Here is a 17,501-nt window from a genome sequence, read left to right as displayed (position 1 = left end):
TCAGGGTTGCCCCCGAACAGGTGCCCACCCCACACTCAGTGCGGGAAAGGCCAGAGTCTCAGTTTTTGCTTGGCCACGCGCCATAGCTGCGCCAACCCATGCGGCTCGGCCACGAGGAACGTGATGATCAAACCGCCGACAATCATGAACTCCAGGTGCGCAGCCAAATCGGTCGGCCAGCCAAGTCCGCCAACCAGCGTATTCTTCAGAAGGACAGGCAACAGCACAAGAAATGCCGCCCCCGCGAACGAGCCGAATATCGACCCGAGACCGCCAATGATGACCATGAACAGCACCAGGAACGACTTGTTGATACCGAACGCCTCGCCCACTTCGACAGCCCCTAGATAGACGGCAAAGAACAGCGCGCCCGAGATGCCGATGAAGAAGGATGAAATCGCAAAGGCACTCAGCTTGGCCTTGAGCGGGTTAACGCCAATGATCTCGGCGGCGATATCCATGTCCCGGATCGCCATCCATTTGCGGCCAACGCTACCGCGCGTGAGGTTGCGCGCAACAATCGCGCTCAGGAACACAAAGACAAGGCAGAACAGGTAGGTGGCCCATGCGCTGGTTTCCGCTCCGGTGACCGGAACGCCGAAAACGGTGCGCTCGGGCGCGCTGATCTGTCCCGAGGCCGAGTAGTTGTAGAACCACGGAACGCGGTTGAACAACCACACCAGGAAGAACTGCGCCGCCAGCGTCGCCACGGCAAGGTAGAACCCCTTGATCCGCAGGGATGGAAGGCCGAACAGCAAACCAACTATTGCCGTGATTGCCCCGGCGATGATCACGTGGAAAAAGATATTCACATCCGGAAACGCGGTCATCAGCTTGTAAACCGCGTAGGCCCCGACCGCCATGAACCCGCCGGTGCCGAGACTGACCTGCCCGCAATAGCCGACAAGGATATTCAGCCCGATCGCGGCAATGGCATAGATCAGGAACGGCATGAAAATGGCGTTCACCCAATAGTCATCGATCAGGAATGGCACCACGGCAAAGCCGAACAAAAGGACGGCGTAGTAGCGGTAGCGGTCGAACTTGATCGGGAAGGTCTGATTGTCGTCCTTGTAGGACGTCTTGAAATCCCCCGCTTCGCGATAGAACATCTCTTGTTACCCTTCCTGCATGGTCCCGGCTTTGGTCGCCGGGTTGTTCGACGTGGCGCGCTTGGGCGCAGACAGATTGAGATAGGTCACGATCCCGGTCAAAAACCCAAACCCTGCCAGCATGGCAGCGATCAGAAGCTGCCGCTCGCTGAGGCCCTCGGCCGTGATCGCCAGGTAGCCGAAAGCCCAGAACCCCGACCAGGCGATCACGTTTGCTATGGCAATCAGCTTGCGCATATCTATACCCTCTCGATGATCTTCTCGCCGAACAGGCCCTGCGGCCGGAACACGAGGAAAATCAGGGCGAGAACATAGGCGAACCAGTTCTCGGTCGCCCCGCCAATCATGGACCCGACAAGGAACTCGAACAGTTTCTCACCCACGCCGATGATCAGGCCCCCAACGATGGCGCCGGGGATCGAGGTGAAGCCGCCCAGCATCAGCACCGGCAGAGCCTTGAGCGCGATCAGCGATAGCGAGAACTGAACGCCCGACTTGGTGCCCCACATGATCCCCGCCACGAGGGCAACGAACCCGGCGATGGACCAGACCAGAACCCAGATGAACTTGAGCGAAATACCGACCGACAGCGCCGCCTGGTGGTCATCCGCCACGGCGCGCAGGGCGCGGCCTTGCTTGGAATACTGGCTGTATATGGTCAGCACGATCACCAGCAACGCCGCGATCACGGTTGCCCATATATCAAGATTGTCGATGAAGAAGCCGTAGCCAAAGATGTTGTAAGTGACCTCATCGATCATGCCGTTGATCCCCTGCGGAAGGCCGACATCAAGCTTCTTGATGTCGCTGCCCCACATGATGTCGCCGAACCCTTCCAGGAAATACGCCAAGCCGATTGTTGCCATGAACAGGATGATCGGCTCTTGTCCAACGAGATGCCGGAAAATGAACTGGTTCACCGCCCAGGCCAGCAGGACCATCACCCCCATTGTCAGCAAAATCGCGGCAAAGGCCGGCACGTGCCATCCGAAATGGTGCACATCGGTGCCAAGGGCGGCATTGATCAAGTGACTGAATGGAACCTGCCCTTCCATGATGCCCACCAGCGTCAGCGCCGCGAAAAGGGCCATCACGCCCTGGCTGAAGTTGAAAATCCCGGACGCCTTGAAGATCAGGACAAAGCCAAGAGCGACCAGCGCATAGAGCACGCCCGCCATGAGGCCGTTCAGGAAGACCTCCATTCCCCAAAGTACCTGTTCAGGCATGGATCAAGCCTCCGTTTTCGCGTTACGCTGCGGCACTGTCGGCTTACCGACGCGATACCGACGTTTTACCGACGTGAAAAAATCAGTCATGTGACACCCCCAGATAGGCGTCGATGACGTCCTGGTTGTTGCGAACCTCGTCCGGCGTTCCGTCGCCGATCTTCTTGCCGTAATCCATGACGACGACCCGGTCGCTAAGATCCATAACCACGCCCATGTCGTGTTCAATCAGGGCGATGGTCGTGCCGAACTCGTCATTCACATCGAGAACGAAGCGGCTCATGTCCTCTTTTTCCTCGACGTTCATGCCCGCCATGGGCTCGTCCAGCAGCAGCAGCTTGGGCTCGGCCGCCAAGGCACGGGCAAGCTCGACGCGCTTTTTCATGCCGTATGGCAGGTTCGCCACCGGCGTTTTGCGGATCGCCTGGATTTCCAGAAAATCGATAATCTTTTCAACGAACTCGCGGTTTTCGACCTCTTCGCGCTCGGCTTTGCCCTTCCACAGGGCCTGCGCCGCGATGCCCGTTTGCATATGCGTCAGGCGCCCCGTCATCACGTTGTCCAGAACGCTCATACCCTCGAACAGGGCGATGTTCTGGAACGTGCGGGCGATGCCCTGGCGGGCCACTTCGTAGGGGCGCATCTGCGGGCGCTTCTCGCCGCGGAACCAAACTTCGCCCTCTTGCGGCACGTAAAATCCGCTGACGACGTTCAGCATCGAGGACTTCCCCGCCCCGTTCGGCCCGATGATCGCGCGGATCTCGCCCTCGCGGATATCAAAGCTGATATCGGTGATCGCCTTGACCCCGCCGAACCGCAGCGAAATGTGCTTCATTTCCATCAGCTTACCGCCAATGGTGCGTCCGTCTTCGGTGACGTAGCCTTCTTCTGTCATCTGGTTCATTCCGCTGCCACCTTTTGCGGGGTCACCGGCACCACGGCCGCGTCCCTGATCTCAAGTGTCGCACTGATCGAGCCCTTGCGCCCGTCCTCGTAGGTCACCTCGGTCTTGGTGAAGATCTCTTTCGAGCCGTCGTAAAGCGCGGTGATAAGGTCGCTATACTTGTCTTCGACGATACGGCGGCGCACCTTTCGGGTGCGGGTCATCTCGCCGTCATCGGCGTCCAGTTCCTTGTGCAAGATCAAGAAGCGATGCACCTGGCACCCCGATAGCATCGGGTCTTCGGCCACGGATTTGTTGACCTCTTCCACGTGTTCCTGAACGGTTTGCAGCACCTTCGGGTGTCCGGCCAGCTCCTGGTAGGACGAGTATGCAATGTTGTTGCGCTCGGCCCAGTTGCCCACGGCACTCAGGTCGATGTTGATGAAGGCCATGCACTTTTCGCGCTCGTTGCCGAACACCACCGCCTCTAAGATGTTGGGGTAGAACTTGAGCTTGTTCTCGACATACTTAGGCGCGAACAGGCTTCCATCGGACATCTTGCCGACATCCTTGGCGCGGTCGATGATGCGCAGGTGCCCGGTGTCTTCTTCGATAAAGCCCGCATCGCCCGTTGCGACCCAGCCATCCGGATCCTTGGTATCGGCGGTGCTTTCGGGGTTCTTGTAGTAGTTTTCGAACACGCCGGGACTGCGATAAAAGACCTCTCCATCGTCGCTGATCTTCAGTTCGACACCCGGCGCCGGGACACCCACGGTATCGCTGCGCACTTCGCCGTCGGGCTGCACCGTGATGAACACGGTCGCCTCGGTCTGACCATAGAGCTGCTTCAGGTTGATCCCCAAAGAGCGATAGAAATCAAAGATTTCCGGGCCGATCGCCTCGCCGGCGGTGTAGCCGACGCGCACACGGCTGAAACCAAGCGTGTTCTTTAGCGGGCCGTAGATGAACAGATCGCCAAGGGCGTACTTGATCCGATCCCACGCGCCGACGGGTTTGCCATCAAGGATAGCGGGCCCAACCTTACGCGCATGTGCCATGAAGGTATCGAACAGCCATTTCTTTAACCGGCCCGCGTCCTCCATCCGGATCATGACGTTGGTCAACTGCGTCTCGAACACCCGCGGAGGCGCGAAGTAGTAAGTCGGCCCGATCTCGCGCAGGTCAATCATCATCGTGTCCGCGTTCTCGGGGCAGTTGACGCAGAATCCGCACCAATAGGACTGACCGATGGAAAAGATGAAATCGCCCACCCATGCCATCGGCAGATAGGCAAGCACCTCTTCATTGGGGCCAAGGTTATCGAAGGCGGCACTGTTCTTGGCGCTCTCGATGACGTTGCGGTTCGACAGGACAACGCCCTTTGGCTTGCCCGTCGTGCCCGAGGTGTAAAGCATCACGCAAACACTGGAGTAGTCCAGCTTGGCGCGGCGCTTTTCCAGCTCAGGCGTGAATTCGTCGCGTGCGGCGTGGCCTTGCTCTTGAATATGAGCGAACTCATGCAGGCGCGCATGATCGTATTTCCGCAGCCCCTTTGGATCGAGGTAGATCATATGCTCGAACTGGTGCAACTGGTCCTGCACCTCGATCACCTTGTCGACCTGCTCCTGGTCCTCGACGATGACAAAGCGCGCGCCGCAGTGATCAAGCACGTAAGCCATCTCTTCGGCCGCGGCATCCTGATAGAGCGGCACGGGGATCGCCCCGACCGACTGCGCGGCGACCATTGACCAATAGAGGTACGGCCGGTTGCGGCCGATGATCGCGACAAAGTCACCCTCTTCGACCCCGAGGTTGATCAGGCCAAGCGCCAGGTTGTCTATCTCTTCGGCGGCTTGCTTCCACGTCCAGCTTTGCCAGATGCCGAATTCTTTCTCCCGGTATGCAGCCTTGTGGCCGAATTCCGCAGCGTTACGCTTCAAAAGCGCCGGTATGGACGACAGCCCATCCGTCGCCTGTGACGACTGTGCCAAATCTGTTCCTCCCAAATGCCCGTTCTTTTCAGGCAGGTGCCCCCGGTTGACCGGCGATTCTTCCCCGATCAATGGGTGCAGGTCAGACCCTCTGCGTCAACTTTTTCCTGATCATTTCGCAATTCTTACAAATTGTAACAGGCGTGACAGGCCTATTTGCCTGTCTCGCGGAGAGTGATAGCCATGGCATGTTGCAAGAGGCATGCATGACACCACGGCGCACCGATACGGCCGCCATGACGATGGCGGGTTTGAACCTGATCCAACAGGCGCTGTCGATCTATGACAGTGACCTGCGGCTGGTGGTTTGCAACCGTCCCTTCCAGGAAATGTTCGACCTGCCGCAATCGCTTACCAAACCGGGGGCGGAATTCGGGGAGACGATCCGCTACCTGGTCACGCGCGGCGAATATGGCGACGTCGAAGACATCGACGCGGCGGTCAAATCGCGGGTCGAGCAGGCCCGCGCGTTTGAGCCGCACTACATGGAGCGAACACGCCCCGACGGCCGCACCATCAGCGTCGAGGGATCGCCACTGCCGCAAGGGGGCTGGGTCACCGTCTACACCGACATCACCCACACCAAGCAGCAGGAGGCATTGCTGCGCGCCCGCTCCGAGGAACTAAGCGATCGCGTCCTGTCCTATGCCGAGAAACTGGCCAGCACCAACCGCAAGCTGGAATCCACCATCACCGCACTGGAGGAGGCAAAGCGCCAAATCACCGAGACAGAGGCGCGCACGCGGCTGACCACGGAAATGATGCCGGCGCATATCGCGCACGTGGACCCCGAGCGCATCTATACCTTTTCCAACCGCCGCCTGAACACGGTAATGCCCGGCCGCCCCTCAAGTATCGTGGGCCGCCATATCGGCGAGGCACTTGGGCAATCGGCCTATGACGCGATCCGCCCGCACCTGGACGCGGCCTTTGGCGGTAGCCCCTCGGTATTCGAGTTCACCGACGAGGACAGCTCGCGCAGGATACGCGCGGCGTTCACCCCCGACCGCGACCCCGAGGACGGCGGCATTAACGGGGTCTACATACTGTCGATGGACGTGACCGAGGAAACGCAGGCACGCACCGCCCTGCAACAGACCCGCAGGCGCGAAATGGCCGCGCAACTGACCAGTGGCATGGCGCATGATTTCTCGAACCTTCTGACGATCATCCTGGGCAGCCAATCGCGACTGCAGCGCATGGAGCTGCCGCAACAGGCGCGTGACCTGATCGCCGCAACGCTGTCGGCGGCCAATCGCGGGGGCGGCTTGCTTAACCGGATTGCCGACATTACCGGCGCACGGGAATGGCACCCGGCGCCCACCGACCTGCCCGCGCTTCTGGCGGATCTGGAAACGCTGGCCGCACCGGCCCTGCCGCCCGGTATCTCGCTGAATATCTCCAACGAGATCGCCAACGAAGCTCTGCTTCTGGACAGTGGCATGCTGCAGGATTCGCTGCTGAACCTGATCCTGAACGCACGGGATGCCTGCGGCGACACCGGGACCATCACGCTTGACGTCCACCCGGTGCAGGACACCTGGGCCGAATTCTCCGTCACCGACAGCGGGCCCGGGTTCTCACCCGCCGCTCTGGACCATGCGCTTGAGCCGTTTTTCTCCACGAAGGGCGGGGAGGGTTCGGGGCTGGGCCTGGCGATGGTGTATGACATGACCAAGCTTGCCGGCGGCCATGTCCGGCTTGCCAATCCGCCCAAACAGGGCGGTCAGGTCACGATGCGATTGCCCCTGCGCCCCGCGCCGGCACCCGCGCATGCCGCGCCCGGGCTGGTTCTGTTGATCGAAGACAGCCCCGACCTGCGCGAGGGTGTGCGCGCCATGCTGACAGACGCCGGCAACGCCGTGATCGAAGCGGCCAGCGTGGACGAGGCGATGGTCCTGCTGAACGAGGTGCCGGGCATTTCTCTCGTGCTGTCAGACATCCACCTTGAAGGCGACGCGACCGGGCTGGACCTGCTGGACAGGCTGGCCGAAACCGATACACCGCCGCCTTGCCGGCTGATGACCTCCCTACCGCCGGATGATCCCATGCACCTTGCCGCAGCAGCCCGTGCGCCGGTGCTGCGCAAACCATTTTCCGCCGCGGCCCTGACAGATTTCCTGCAACCGAAGGATCATCATCCATGACAGCCCCGCTTGTGACGATCCTGGATGATGAACCGGCCATTCGGGCGATGCTATCCGATGCGCTGGAAGAGGCGGGGTTTCGCACCATGGGGTTTGCCCGCGCGACCGAGTTCGAGGCCGCCTTGCAAACTGCCACGCCCGACGTGTGCCTTGTCGATCTGTCACTGCCAGACCGCGACGGGCTGACGCTGGTGCACCGGCTGGCGCTTGAACAGGGGGCGACCGTGATCATCATCTCGGGGCGGGCGCAAGTGCAGGACCGGGTGACTGGTCTGGAACTGGGTGCGGACGACTACATCATCAAACCGTTCGACCCATCCGAAGTGGTGGCGCGCATCCGTGCCCGCCTGCGCCGCGGCCAGCCCGCCCAGCAATCAAGCGAAACCGCGCGATTTGCGGGCTGGACCGCGCATTTCGACAGGTACATCCTTGAGGACGACGCCGGGCAGGAAACGCCGTTTTCCCATGCAGAGGGCGAGGTGCTGCGGCTTTTCCTTGACCGGCCCAAGCGCCTGATCAGCCGCGCAGTGATGCAAGAAACCCTTGGCGGGGCCGCCGGCGAGAGCTTTGACCGCGCGATGGACGTGCGCATTTCGCGGCTGCGCACCAAGCTGCGCGAAGACCCCAAGAACCCCCGCCTGATCAAGACAATCTACGGCGCCGGCTACATTTTCCTGGGCGAGGTTCAGTGGAACTGAACCCTGCGTGCGGCAGGTTTGTCTTGCCCTTGTCACGGTTTAGCTGTCTTATCGCGCGAAAACACCGGGGCACGGAGCAGTCATGACAACGAAGCGCAAGCGCATTTGGGGATGGTTCTTTTTCGATTGGGCCAGCCAACCCTACAACACCCTTTTGCTGACCTTCATCTTCGCCCCCTACATCAAGGAACTGATGGCAGACGGCACCGCCGCGCAATCGGCGTGGGGCTTTGGCATCGGGGCCGCCGGCGTCATCATCGCGCTGTTGGCGCCCATACTGGGCGCGCTTGCGGATATTTCGGGCAACAGGCTGCGCTGGATCTGGCTGTTTTCCGGGGCGTATGTCGTTGGCTCATTCGCGCTGTGGTGGGCGGCGCCGGGGAATTTCAACCTTTACATAACGCTGGTGTTCTTCGCCATCGGCATGATCGGGATGGAGTTCGCAACGATCTTTACCAACTCCATGCTTCCCGATCTGGGCACGAAACAAGAGATCGGCCGCATCTCCGGCAATGGCTGGGCCTTTGGGTATCTTGGCGGGTTGGTGTCGCTGGTGATCATGCTGGTGTTCCTGGCCGAAAGCGCGGACACCGGCAAAACGCTTGTCGGGCTGGACCCGGCATTCGGGTTGGACCCGGAGGCGCGCGAAGGTACGCGCGCGGTGGGGCCGCTGACGGCGATCTGGTACGCGGCGTTCATGATCCCGTTCTTCCTGTGGGTGCGCGACCCGAAACCGACCAAAGCCCCCAAGGGTGCCGTCAAGAAGGCCCTGGGGGAGGTACTTGAGACGTTGCGCGCGCTGCCAAAGACACCGTCGCTGTTCGCCTACCTGGGCAGTTCGATGTTCTACCGCGATGCGCTCAACGGGATGTACGTGTTCGGCGGCATCTACGCCGCCGGGGTTCTGGACTGGACCGTTGTGGATACCGGCATTTTCGGCATCCTGGCCATCATATCCGGGGCACTCTTTGCCTGGGTCGGCGGGCATGCCGATGAACGGTTCGGCCCCAAGCCCGTGATTACATTCTGCATATTGGTGCTGACTTTCGTCGCCATTTCCATCGTGTTCGTATCGCGCGAGGGCGTCTATGGAATCCCTGTCGCGTCCAGCTCGATCGTGCCCGACGTGACCTTCTACCTGTTGGGGGCGACAATCGGCGCGGCCGGCGGCATCATTCAGGCCGCCAGCCGGTCCATGATGGTGCGCCAAGCCAACCCGGACCGCATGGCAGAGGCGTTTGGCCTCTATGCGCTTGCGGGAAAGGCAACCTCGTTCATCGCACCGCTGTCGATTGGCGTGATGACCAGTTGGACACAAAGCCAGCAATTGGGCGTCACACCGCTTGTCGTTCTTTTCCTTCTCGGGCTTTTCCTGCTATGGTGGGTCAAGGCTGATGGAGATGGTGTATCATGGCAAGGATCACCCGACTGATCGCTGCTGCCGCCATTCTGGCAGGGTGCGCGGCACCAAGCGTCTCGCGCGATGGCGCCCAGATATCGACTCGCCAGGAAATACCGCAACACATGCGCGGCGTTCCCGCGAAAAACCTGTTCGGCAAACACACCCAAGGATCCGAGCATAGCCCCGCTGCCTATGGCGGCTACGCCGGTGGATGCCTGGCCGGGGCCAGGCAGTTGCCCGAGACCGGCCCGACATGGCAGGCGATGCGCCTGTCGCGCAACCGCAATTGGGGCCACCCCGAAACGATCGACCTGATCCAGAAATTAAGTGCCAAGGCGGCGCAACAACCCGGGTGGTCGGGGCTTTATGTCGGCGACATCAGTCAGCCGCGCGGCGGGCCGATGCTATCGGGGCATCGCAGCCACCAGATCGGTCTGGACGCCGATATCTGGATGCGTCCGCCCAAATCCCTGACGCTATCGCGCAGCGAGCGTGAGAACATCTCGTCCATCTCGATGCGCCGGGCGCGCGGCGCTTATGTGAACGACAACTGGACCCGGGCGCATCACGAGGTGATCAAGGCCGCCGCACAAGACCCTCGCACCGCGCGGATCTTCGTGTTTCCCGGCGCCAAGGTGCGGATGTGCAAGGACGAGACAGGCGATCGCGCATGGCTGCGCAAGATCCGGCCGTGGTGGGGCCATCACTACCATTTCCACGTGCGCCTGAAATGCCCCGAGGGCGTGGAGGGATGCGTCAACCAAACACCACCGCCGCCGGGCGACGGCTGCGAAGGGGCGCAGGAATGGGTGAATAACATCCTTAACCCGCCGCCGCCCGACCCCGATGCCCCCAAACCCAAGCCGCGCAAGGAAAAAACCCTTGCCGACCTTCCCGGCCAATGCGTCGGCGTCGTGACCAAGCCCTGATAAGGCGGCAAGGCATGATACGCGGGCTTGCCAAGAAGCTCAGCCGGGCGTAAATGCCCCGCACCCGGCATGCGCCGGGGCCAAGTCGCCGCAACCTTGTCAAAACGGGCATCTAACATCATGCAAAGACATCATATTCCCGGCATTATTGCCATGGCCGCCATCGTCGTGGCCTCGAACATCCTCGTGCAGTTCCTGTTCGGCCAATGGCTGACATGGGGCGCGTTCACCTATCCGCTGGCGTTCCTGGTAACCGACGTGATGAACCGCGTCTACGGCGTGGCCGCCGCGCGGCGCGTGGTGGTGGCCGGGTTTATCACCGGGGTGATCTGCTCGGCTATCGGCACGCAGATCCAGGGCGAGTTCGGGCCGCTGGTCACCTGGCGCATCGCGGCGGGGTCTGGCCTTGCGTTCCTGACCGCGCAACTTGTTGATATCGTTATATTTGACCGCCTCCGCGATCAACGCTGGTGGCGCGCGCCGCTGGCCTCGACGCTGGTCGGCTCATCACTGGACACGGCGATCTTCTTCACTGTGGCCTTTTCGGCCAGCCTGACATTCATGGAGCCGGGCAACGACACCAGTTGGGCAGCCGAGGCATTGCCGCTTCTGGGAACGGGGCCGGTGGCGCCGCTGTGGGTCTCGCTGGCCGTCGCCGACTGGATGGTGAAACTGAGCCTTGCGCTGATCGCTCTTGTGCCATTCCGCATCATCGTGGGGGCAATGACTGCACGCACCACATGATTTTGTTTTGACATGTGCGAAATCTGTGGCAAGATTCGATCAGGTTCAACAACGAAAGGAGGTGGTCCAGTGTCTAAAGGGATATTGGAGAGAGGTGTCGGAACAGTTCGGGAGGTCGCCGTCTGAGGCAGCCCTTTGAGGGTGGCAATCCGAATTGGTGAGCGCCTAACCGGCCCCACCTCCGAATGATCTCATGAGGGCCGTCCGATTTCCGGGCGGCCCTTTTTGATTGGTGCGTGAACTGTACATTCTGTACGTTTCGTACGCCGTCCGCGTACATTCCACACCGAAGCAGCACGACAGAGGAACCATGCTCAGGATCACCGACGATATCGGCATCGAGGATTGGGAACTGACCGAGCAGTTCATTCGCGCGTCCGGGCCGGGTGGGCAGAATGTGAACAAGGTTGCCTCGGCTGTCGAACTGCGCTTCGAGGCGGAGCGCTCGCCCAACCTGCCCGGGCCGGTCAAGAACCGGCTGAAGCGGCTGGCCGGGCGGCGGTGGACCCGCGACGGCGCCGTGGTCATCCAGTGTGACGAGACCCGCAGCCAGGCGCGCAACCGCGACATCGCGCGCGATCGTCTGTCCGAGTTGATCCGCAAGGCGACAGAGCGCCCAAAACGGCGCATCCCCACCCGCCCGACACTGGGCGCCAAGAAACGCCGCCTGAAGGCCAAGAAAGAGCGCGGCGAGGTCAAGGCGCTACGCGGCAAGGTCGAGAAAGACGATTGACCTTGGCGGGTGCGGGGATCGCGGCAGGGCAATCCCCCAAAAGGCGGCCAAAAACCTTTCGCATTCTCCGCCCGTCTTCGGCCCTGTTTCGCGATATTTGCGCGGATTTTATTACAATTGGCACAAAATGGGAACATTAAGGGATTGTTATTGGCTTGGCGGCACTCTCGCCACAGGCCGGATCAGGAGGGCAGCATGGCGCACGGGCGCGAAGGGAATTGGGCGGACGTACCGCCCGGGCAGGATAGCCCGCTAAACCATGCGGTTACGGCCCAGGATCAGGCCACGATCGAAATGGTGGCAGAGGCGATTCGCCATCGCGAGGTGTTGCTGGCCTATCAGCCGGTGGTACAGGCGGACCGACCGAACGCGCCCGCCTTCTACGAGGCCCTGATCCGTATACTGGACGCCACAGGTCGCATCATCCCCGCGAAGGACTTCATCGGTGCGGTCGAGGCGACCGAGTTGGGCCGCGAGATCGATTGCCTAGCGCTGGAAATGGGCTTGCGGACGCTGTCGGATGAACCGGGGCTGCGCCTTTCGATCAACATGTCGGCCCGCTCCATCGGCTATCCACGCTGGATTCAATCGCTTGATCATGGGTTGCGGCGCGATCCGACAGTCGGCGAACGCTTGATCCTCGAAATCACCGAACGCTCGGCAATGCAGGTGCCGGAACTGGTGGTGCGCTTCATGTCGGACCTGCAAAGCCGGGGGATCACGTTTGCGCTCGATGATTTCGGCGCGGGCTACACCGCGTTCCGGTATCTGCGGGATTTTTATTTCGACATGATCAAGATCGACGGGCAGTTCATCCGCGGCGTGCACGACAACCCGGACAACCAGGTGCTGACGCGGGCACTGGTGGCGATCGCGCAGCAGTTCGACATGGTCACCGTGGCGGAGTTCGTCGAAAACGTGCAGGATGCCACATGGCTTGCGGAAAACGGGGTAGATCTTCTACAAGGTTACTTTTTCGCCGCCCCCACCACGCGCGCCCCGTGGCACGCGGATGCGCCGCGCCCGGCGGAACGGCGGCAGCGCACCGGGTGACATCAGCGCACAGTTGCCGCAATGCGGCATATCCAGTATGACTCGGGGCAATGCTCGGGGGCCATAGCCCTTGGACCAACCTGGTGGAGGAAAACCATGACCAATGTAGTTATCGCCTCGGCGGCGCGCACCGCTGTCGGCTCTTTCGGCGGGGCATTCGCCAACACGCCGGCCCATGATTTGGGCGCCGCCGTGCTTGAGGCCCTGGTGGCCCGCGCGGGGATCGAGAAATCCGACGTGTCGGAAACGATCCTGGGGCAGGTCCTGACCGCCGGCCAGGGCCAGAACCCGGCGCGCCAGGCGCATGTCAATGCCGGCCTGCCGATCGAATCGGCGGCGTGGGGCATCAACCAGGTCTGTGGCTCGGGCCTGCGGGCGGTGGCGCTGGCGGCGCAGCACATCCAGCTGGGCGATGCAGACATCGTCGCCGCGGGGGGCCAGGAAAACATGACGCTAAGCCCCCATGTCGCGCACCTGCGCGCGGGCGTGAAGATGGGCGATGTGAAATATATAGACTCGATGATCCGCGACGGTCTGTGGGATGCGTTCAACGGCTACCACATGGGCAACACCGCCGAAAACGTCGCGCAGAAGTGGCAGATCAACCGCGAGGCGCAGGACGAATTCGCCGTCGCCAGCCAGAACAAGGCAGAGGCCGCGCAGAAGGCAGGCAAGTTCGACGACGAGGTGATCCCCTTTACCATAAAGGGCCGCAAGGGCGACACGGTCGTGGACAAGGATGAGTACATCCGCCACGGCGCAACGATCGAGGGCATGCAAAAACTGCGCCCCGCCTTTGCCAAGGATGGCAGCGTCACCGCCGCCAACGCCAGCGGCATCAACGACGGTGCAGCCGGCGCCCTGCTGATGAGCACTGAGGAGGCCGAGCGCCGCGGGATCGAGCCGCTGGCGCGCATTGTCTCCTATGCAACGGCGGGCGTCGATCCGTCGATCATGGGCATCGGTCCGGTCAATGCCTCGCGCAAGGCCCTTGAAAAGGCCGGCTGGACACCGGCGGACCTTGACCTTGTGGAGGCGAACGAGGCCTTTGCCGCGCAGGCCTGCGCGGTGAACAAGGACATGGGTTGGGATCCGTCGATCGTCAACGTGAACGGCGGCGCCATTGCCATCGGACACCCCATCGGCGCCAGCGGCGCGCGCATCCTGAACACGCTGCTCTTCGAGATGAAGCGCCGCGATGCCAAGAAAGGCCTTGCAACGCTGTGTATTGGCGGCGGCATGGGCGTGGCGATGTGCATTGAGCGCCCCTGAACGACATGCAAACGACACAGAAATGGGGCATCCTGATGGGTGCCCTTTTTCATTGGAACGCGAGAATTCGCCGCATTGCGGAAATTTCTTTGAGTAACAATGTTGCGCATCTTACTTATTCAAAGTAACAGAGTTACCACAGCACGCGACCAGATTGGAGGATATCATGGCACGAACAGCACTCGTCACAGGTGGAACACGCGGGATCGGCGCAGCGATTTCCAAGGCCCTGCGCGACGCGGGGTATACCGTCGCCGCCACCTATGCCGGAAATGACGAGGCCGCCGCCAAGTTCACCGACGAAACCGGCATCAAGACCTACAAGTGGAACGTCGGCGACTACGACGAATCCAAGGCCGGAATCGGCGGCGTCGAATCCGAGCTGGGCCCCATCGACGTGGTCGTCGCCAATGCCGGCATCACCCGCGACGCGCCGTTCCACAAGATGACGCCCGAGCAGTGGCAACAGGTGATCGACACCAACCTGACCGGCGTATTCAACACGGTGCATCCGATCTGGCCCGGCATGCGCGAGCGCGGCTTTGGCCGGGTCATCGTGATCAGCTCGATCAACGGCCAAAAAGGGCAATTCGCGCAAGCAAACTATGCCGCCACCAAGGCCGGCGACCTGGGCATCGTGAAAAGCCTCGCGCAGGAAGGCGCGGCCAAGGGCATCACCGCCAACGCCATTTGCCCCGGCTATATCGCCACGGAAATGGTGATGGCGGTCCCCGAGAAGGTGCGCGACAGCATCGTCGCGCAGATCCCTACCGGGCGCTTGGGCGAGCCGGAGGAAATCGCGCGCTGCGTAACGTTCCTGGCCTCGGACGACGCCAGCTTTATCAACGGGTCGACCATTTCGGCCAATGGCGGGCAATTCTTCGTCTGACCGCTCGCTATACGGACCCGAGATCGGCCCCTGCCCCTTTTGGCGGGGGCTTTTCATGTGCGCGACTGCACAAATTGCGCGCCGTGGCGCGTGTTTATCAGGCACCCTGAATGTCCATATGATCAGGGCAAAGGAGACACGCCATGATCGAGCACATCAACGGACTGCACCATGTGACATCGCTGGCCAGCGATGCGCAGGAAAACAACGATTTCTTCACCAAGACGCTGGGCCTGCGGCGGATCAAGAAGACGGTAAACTTCGACGCGCCAGAGGTTTACCACCTGTATTACGGCGACGAGACGGGCACGCCCGGATCGGTCATGACCTATTTCCCCTTCCCCGGCGCACGCCGCGGACGCGCGGGCACGGGCGAGGTTGGCGAGACAGCTTTTGCCGTTCCGCGCGGCGCGCTGGAGTTCTGGCAACAGCGATTGTCGGACCTGGGTGTCGCGGGGCTGGGTCGCGAGAACCGGTTTGGCGAGCATCGCCTGACCCTCAAAGGGCCGGATGGCGAGGCATTCGCGCTTGTTGAAACTGACGATACGCGCGCGCCATGGCGCCACGGGGGCGTCCCCGAGGATCACGCGATCCGCGGCTTTCATTCGGTCAGCATGCGGTTGGCCGACAATGGCGCCAACGCCGAGTTGCTGCGCCTCATGGGCTACGAGGACGCCGGAAACGACGGGGCGATCCAACGCCTCACAATGCCGGGGGGCAACGGTGCCGATGTCATCGACATCGAAACGCCAAGCAACACACCCCAAGCCCACCAAGGCGCCGGATCGGTCCATCACATCGCGTTTTCCGTAGCGGATCGTGAAAAACAGGGCGAGGTGCGCCGCGCCCTTCTGGATACGGGGTACCAGGTAACGCCGGTGATAGACCGCGATTATTTCTGGGCGATCTACTTTCGCAGCCCCGGAGGGGTGCTATTCGAAGTGGCGACGAACGAGCCGGGGTTCGATCGCGACGAAGACATCGCGCATTTGGGCGAGTCCCTGAAGCTGCCCAAGCAGCACGCGCATCTGCGCGAGCGACTGGAGCAGGAGCATCTAAAGCCGATTCGCGATTAAAATGCCGGATTTTTTTCGCTGAGGGCACGCCTGCGGGCGTGCCCTGTTGACTGTGTCTGAGTTACTCGGCGTGGGCCGACAAGCGCTCGATTTCTTCCTTCAAGCGGAGCTTTTGTTTTTTGAGCTCAGCGATTTCCGCATCGCTTGCTCCGGGGGCGCGCTGCGCTGTTTCAACCTGTTCCGAGAGGGCATGGTGTTTCCTCTTCAGTTCCTCAACATGCGAACTCAAGCTCATTGGCATCCTCCTCTCAATGTAATGCACCTTTGAGTGCATCATAAAACTGTCACGCTGTCACGACGCGTTTGAGTGATCGGCAAGGATTTTCCTGCGGCATTTGTTACAAGTGGCGCCGGGATGGCCATGGAAGGGCGGCCCCGTCACGCAAAGCCGCGCGCAACGCCGCGCTATAGCTTTCGCGGTCGCCGTCATGGGCCGCCCCTTCGTGCATGACCAACCCATGATGCAGGCATAGGGCCGCGCGCGCGCCCTTGCGCGCCCTGAGCAGGATCAATCCGGCCGCCCGCCCCGTGCGCGGCACCAGCGGCAGCACCTCGATACCGCCGAAATGTGCCTCGACCAGCGGCAACAGCGCAGCCAAGCGCTCAGCGCGGTGGATCAGGGTAAGATATCCGCGCGGGGCGGTGCGGCGCCTGGCGGCATCGATCCATTCGGCCAGCGGCGTCGCCTCGGCATGGGCGGCCTCGCGTCCTGCGTCGCGCCCCGCGGTGCGCGTGTCGGCAATGTAATACGGTGGGTTGGCTATGACGTGATCGAACTGCTGCTGGCGCAAGGCGTCCGGCATTTGCGCCAGATCGCCGGTGATCACCTCAAGATCGGCGCCGGCCTGCGCCGCGTTGTCGCGCGCCAGATCGGCATAGCGCGCCTGCGCCTCGATCCCCGTCAGGCGCAGCCTCGGCACCCGCGCGGCCAACGCAAGGCTGGCCACCCCAACGCCGCAACCCAGCTCCAGCACGGATTGCCCCGGCTGCGCGGGCACCGCCGCCGCCAGGAGAACGGGATCAATCCCGGCACGATACCCGCGCGCGGGCTGCCAGACCCGGAACCGCCCGTTCAGATAGGCGTCATGGGTCAGGTCGGCATCACTCATCGGGCTCCAACCCGTTTTCGCGCAGCACGTCGGCGGCCTCGGCATGATCGGCGTTGCCCACCATCAGGCGACGGGGCAAAATACCGATCGAGCCTTCGAGAACGCTCATGTTTACGTCCATTTCAAAGCAGTCTATACCCTCGCCCTGAAGCAGGGCCTTGGCAAATGCGATCGCTGTTGGATCGTTTGATCTGAGAAGCTGTTTCATGGTGGGGACATAAGAGCATGGCGCACGTT

At 61.8% G+C, this 17,501-nt stretch carries 18 protein-coding genes; 10 read left to right on the top strand and 8 right to left on the bottom strand.

The window, feature by feature from the left end; genetic code table 11:
• Positions 1 to 35 precede the first annotated feature (35 nt).
• The 5 genes from G568_RS0111955 to G568_RS0111935 form a co-directional block, all read right to left on the bottom strand.
• Complete coding sequence (locus G568_RS0111955; protein WP_026758261.1) at positions 36 to 1,112, bottom strand: branched-chain amino acid ABC transporter permease; 1,077 nt, start codon at positions 1,110 to 1,112, stop codon at positions 36 to 38.
• Positions 1,113 to 1,118: 6 nt separating this feature from the next.
• Positions 1,119 to 1,349, bottom strand: coding sequence for a hypothetical protein (locus tag G568_RS0111950; protein ID WP_026758260.1), 231 nt, complete (start codon positions 1,347 to 1,349; stop codon positions 1,119 to 1,121).
• Positions 1,350 to 1,351: 2 nt separating this feature from the next.
• Positions 1,352 to 2,338 (bottom strand): branched-chain amino acid ABC transporter permease, encoded by a 987-nt coding sequence (locus tag G568_RS0111945; RefSeq protein ID WP_026758259.1) that lies wholly within the window; start codon positions 2,336 to 2,338, stop codon positions 1,352 to 1,354.
• A gap of 82 nt (positions 2,339 to 2,420) precedes the next feature.
• Positions 2,421 to 3,242: an ABC transporter ATP-binding protein gene (locus G568_RS0111940; RefSeq protein WP_157084394.1), complete on the bottom strand. Its 822-nt coding sequence runs from the start codon at positions 3,240 to 3,242 to the stop codon at positions 2,421 to 2,423.
• Positions 3,239 to 5,182 carry an AMP-binding protein gene (locus tag G568_RS0111935; RefSeq protein ID WP_026758257.1) on the bottom strand — a complete coding sequence of 648 codons (1,944 nt, stop codon included), beginning with the start codon at positions 5,180 to 5,182 and terminating at the stop codon, positions 3,239 to 3,241. Before G568_RS0111935 ends, G568_RS0111940 begins: the two co-directional genes overlap by 4 nt.
• A 236-nt stretch (positions 5,183 to 5,418) precedes the next feature.
• Here G568_RS0111935 and G568_RS0111930 point away from each other — a divergent pair, with 236 nt between their 5' ends.
• The 10 genes from G568_RS0111930 (at position 5,419) to G568_RS0111885 (ending at position 16,155) form a co-directional block, all read left to right on the top strand.
• The gene (locus tag G568_RS0111930; protein WP_026758256.1) at positions 5,419 to 7,359 is read left to right on the top strand and encodes a hybrid sensor histidine kinase/response regulator; all 1,941 of its coding nucleotides are present in this window, start codon (positions 5,419 to 5,421) and stop codon (positions 7,357 to 7,359) included.
• Positions 7,356 to 8,057, top strand: coding sequence for a response regulator transcription factor (locus tag G568_RS0111925; protein ID WP_026758255.1), 702 nt, complete (start codon positions 7,356 to 7,358; stop codon positions 8,055 to 8,057). Before G568_RS0111930 ends, G568_RS0111925 begins: the two co-directional genes overlap by 4 nt.
• Positions 8,058 to 8,139: 82 nt before the next feature.
• The gene (locus G568_RS0111920) at positions 8,140 to 9,489 is read left to right on the top strand and encodes an MFS transporter (RefSeq protein ID WP_026758254.1); all 1,350 of its coding nucleotides are present in this window, start codon (positions 8,140 to 8,142) and stop codon (positions 9,487 to 9,489) included.
• Positions 9,468 to 10,388, top strand: a complete 921-nt coding sequence (gene mepA, locus G568_RS0111915) for a penicillin-insensitive murein endopeptidase (RefSeq protein ID WP_037374072.1) — start codon at positions 9,468 to 9,470, stop codon at positions 10,386 to 10,388. The genes G568_RS0111920 and mepA overlap by 22 nt, the downstream gene beginning before the upstream one ends.
• A 120-nt stretch (positions 10,389 to 10,508) precedes the next feature.
• Positions 10,509 to 11,132, top strand: a complete 624-nt coding sequence (locus G568_RS0111910) for a queuosine precursor transporter (RefSeq protein WP_026758252.1) — start codon at positions 10,509 to 10,511, stop codon at positions 11,130 to 11,132.
• Positions 11,133 to 11,442: 310 nt separating this feature from the next.
• Positions 11,443 to 11,865, top strand: a complete 423-nt coding sequence (gene arfB / locus G568_RS0111905; protein ID WP_026758251.1) for an alternative ribosome rescue aminoacyl-tRNA hydrolase ArfB — start codon at positions 11,443 to 11,445, stop codon at positions 11,863 to 11,865.
• Between the two features lie 195 nt (positions 11,866 to 12,060).
• Positions 12,061 to 12,918: an EAL domain-containing protein gene (locus tag G568_RS18745; RefSeq protein ID WP_051202959.1), complete on the top strand. Its 858-nt coding sequence runs from the start codon at positions 12,061 to 12,063 to the stop codon at positions 12,916 to 12,918.
• 96 nt (positions 12,919 to 13,014) lie between these two features.
• On the top strand, positions 13,015 to 14,190 hold the full coding sequence (locus G568_RS0111895) for an acetyl-CoA C-acetyltransferase (RefSeq protein WP_026758250.1): 1,176 nt from the start codon (positions 13,015 to 13,017) through the stop codon (positions 14,188 to 14,190).
• Positions 14,191 to 14,356: 166 nt separating this feature from the next.
• The gene (gene phbB / locus G568_RS0111890; protein WP_026758249.1) at positions 14,357 to 15,079 is read left to right on the top strand and encodes an acetoacetyl-CoA reductase; all 723 of its coding nucleotides are present in this window, start codon (positions 14,357 to 14,359) and stop codon (positions 15,077 to 15,079) included.
• A gap of 143 nt (positions 15,080 to 15,222) precedes the next feature.
• A complete protein-coding gene (locus tag G568_RS0111885) occupies positions 15,223 to 16,155 on the top strand; it encodes a VOC family protein (protein ID WP_026758248.1) in 933 nt (310 codons plus the stop codon).
• A gap of 61 nt (positions 16,156 to 16,216) precedes the next feature.
• Here G568_RS0111885 and G568_RS18740 read toward each other — a convergent pair whose 3' ends face one another.
• From G568_RS18740 to G568_RS0111870, 3 genes are all read right to left on the bottom strand, one after another.
• Entirely contained in the window at positions 16,217 to 16,390 is a 174-nt protein-coding gene (locus G568_RS18740) for a YdcH family protein (protein WP_084627395.1), read from the bottom strand.
• A 103-nt stretch (positions 16,391 to 16,493) separates the two neighbouring features.
• A complete protein-coding gene (locus tag G568_RS0111875) occupies positions 16,494 to 17,264 on the bottom strand; it encodes a tRNA1(Val) (adenine(37)-N6)-methyltransferase (protein ID WP_026758247.1) in 771 nt (256 codons plus the stop codon).
• Positions 17,257 to 17,472, bottom strand: coding sequence for a putative signal transducing protein (locus G568_RS0111870; protein WP_026758246.1), 216 nt, complete (start codon positions 17,470 to 17,472; stop codon positions 17,257 to 17,259). Before G568_RS0111870 ends, G568_RS0111875 begins: the two co-directional genes overlap by 8 nt.
• Positions 17,473 to 17,501 lie beyond the last annotated feature (29 nt).

It is taken from the genome of Sediminimonas qiaohouensis DSM 21189, assembly GCF_000423645.1.
In the GTDB taxonomy this organism is placed as follows: domain Bacteria; phylum Pseudomonadota; class Alphaproteobacteria; order Rhodobacterales; family Rhodobacteraceae; genus Sediminimonas; species Sediminimonas qiaohouensis.
The sequence above is the reverse complement of the archived record's forward strand: the minus strand, read 5'-3'. Positions and strand labels throughout refer to the sequence as shown.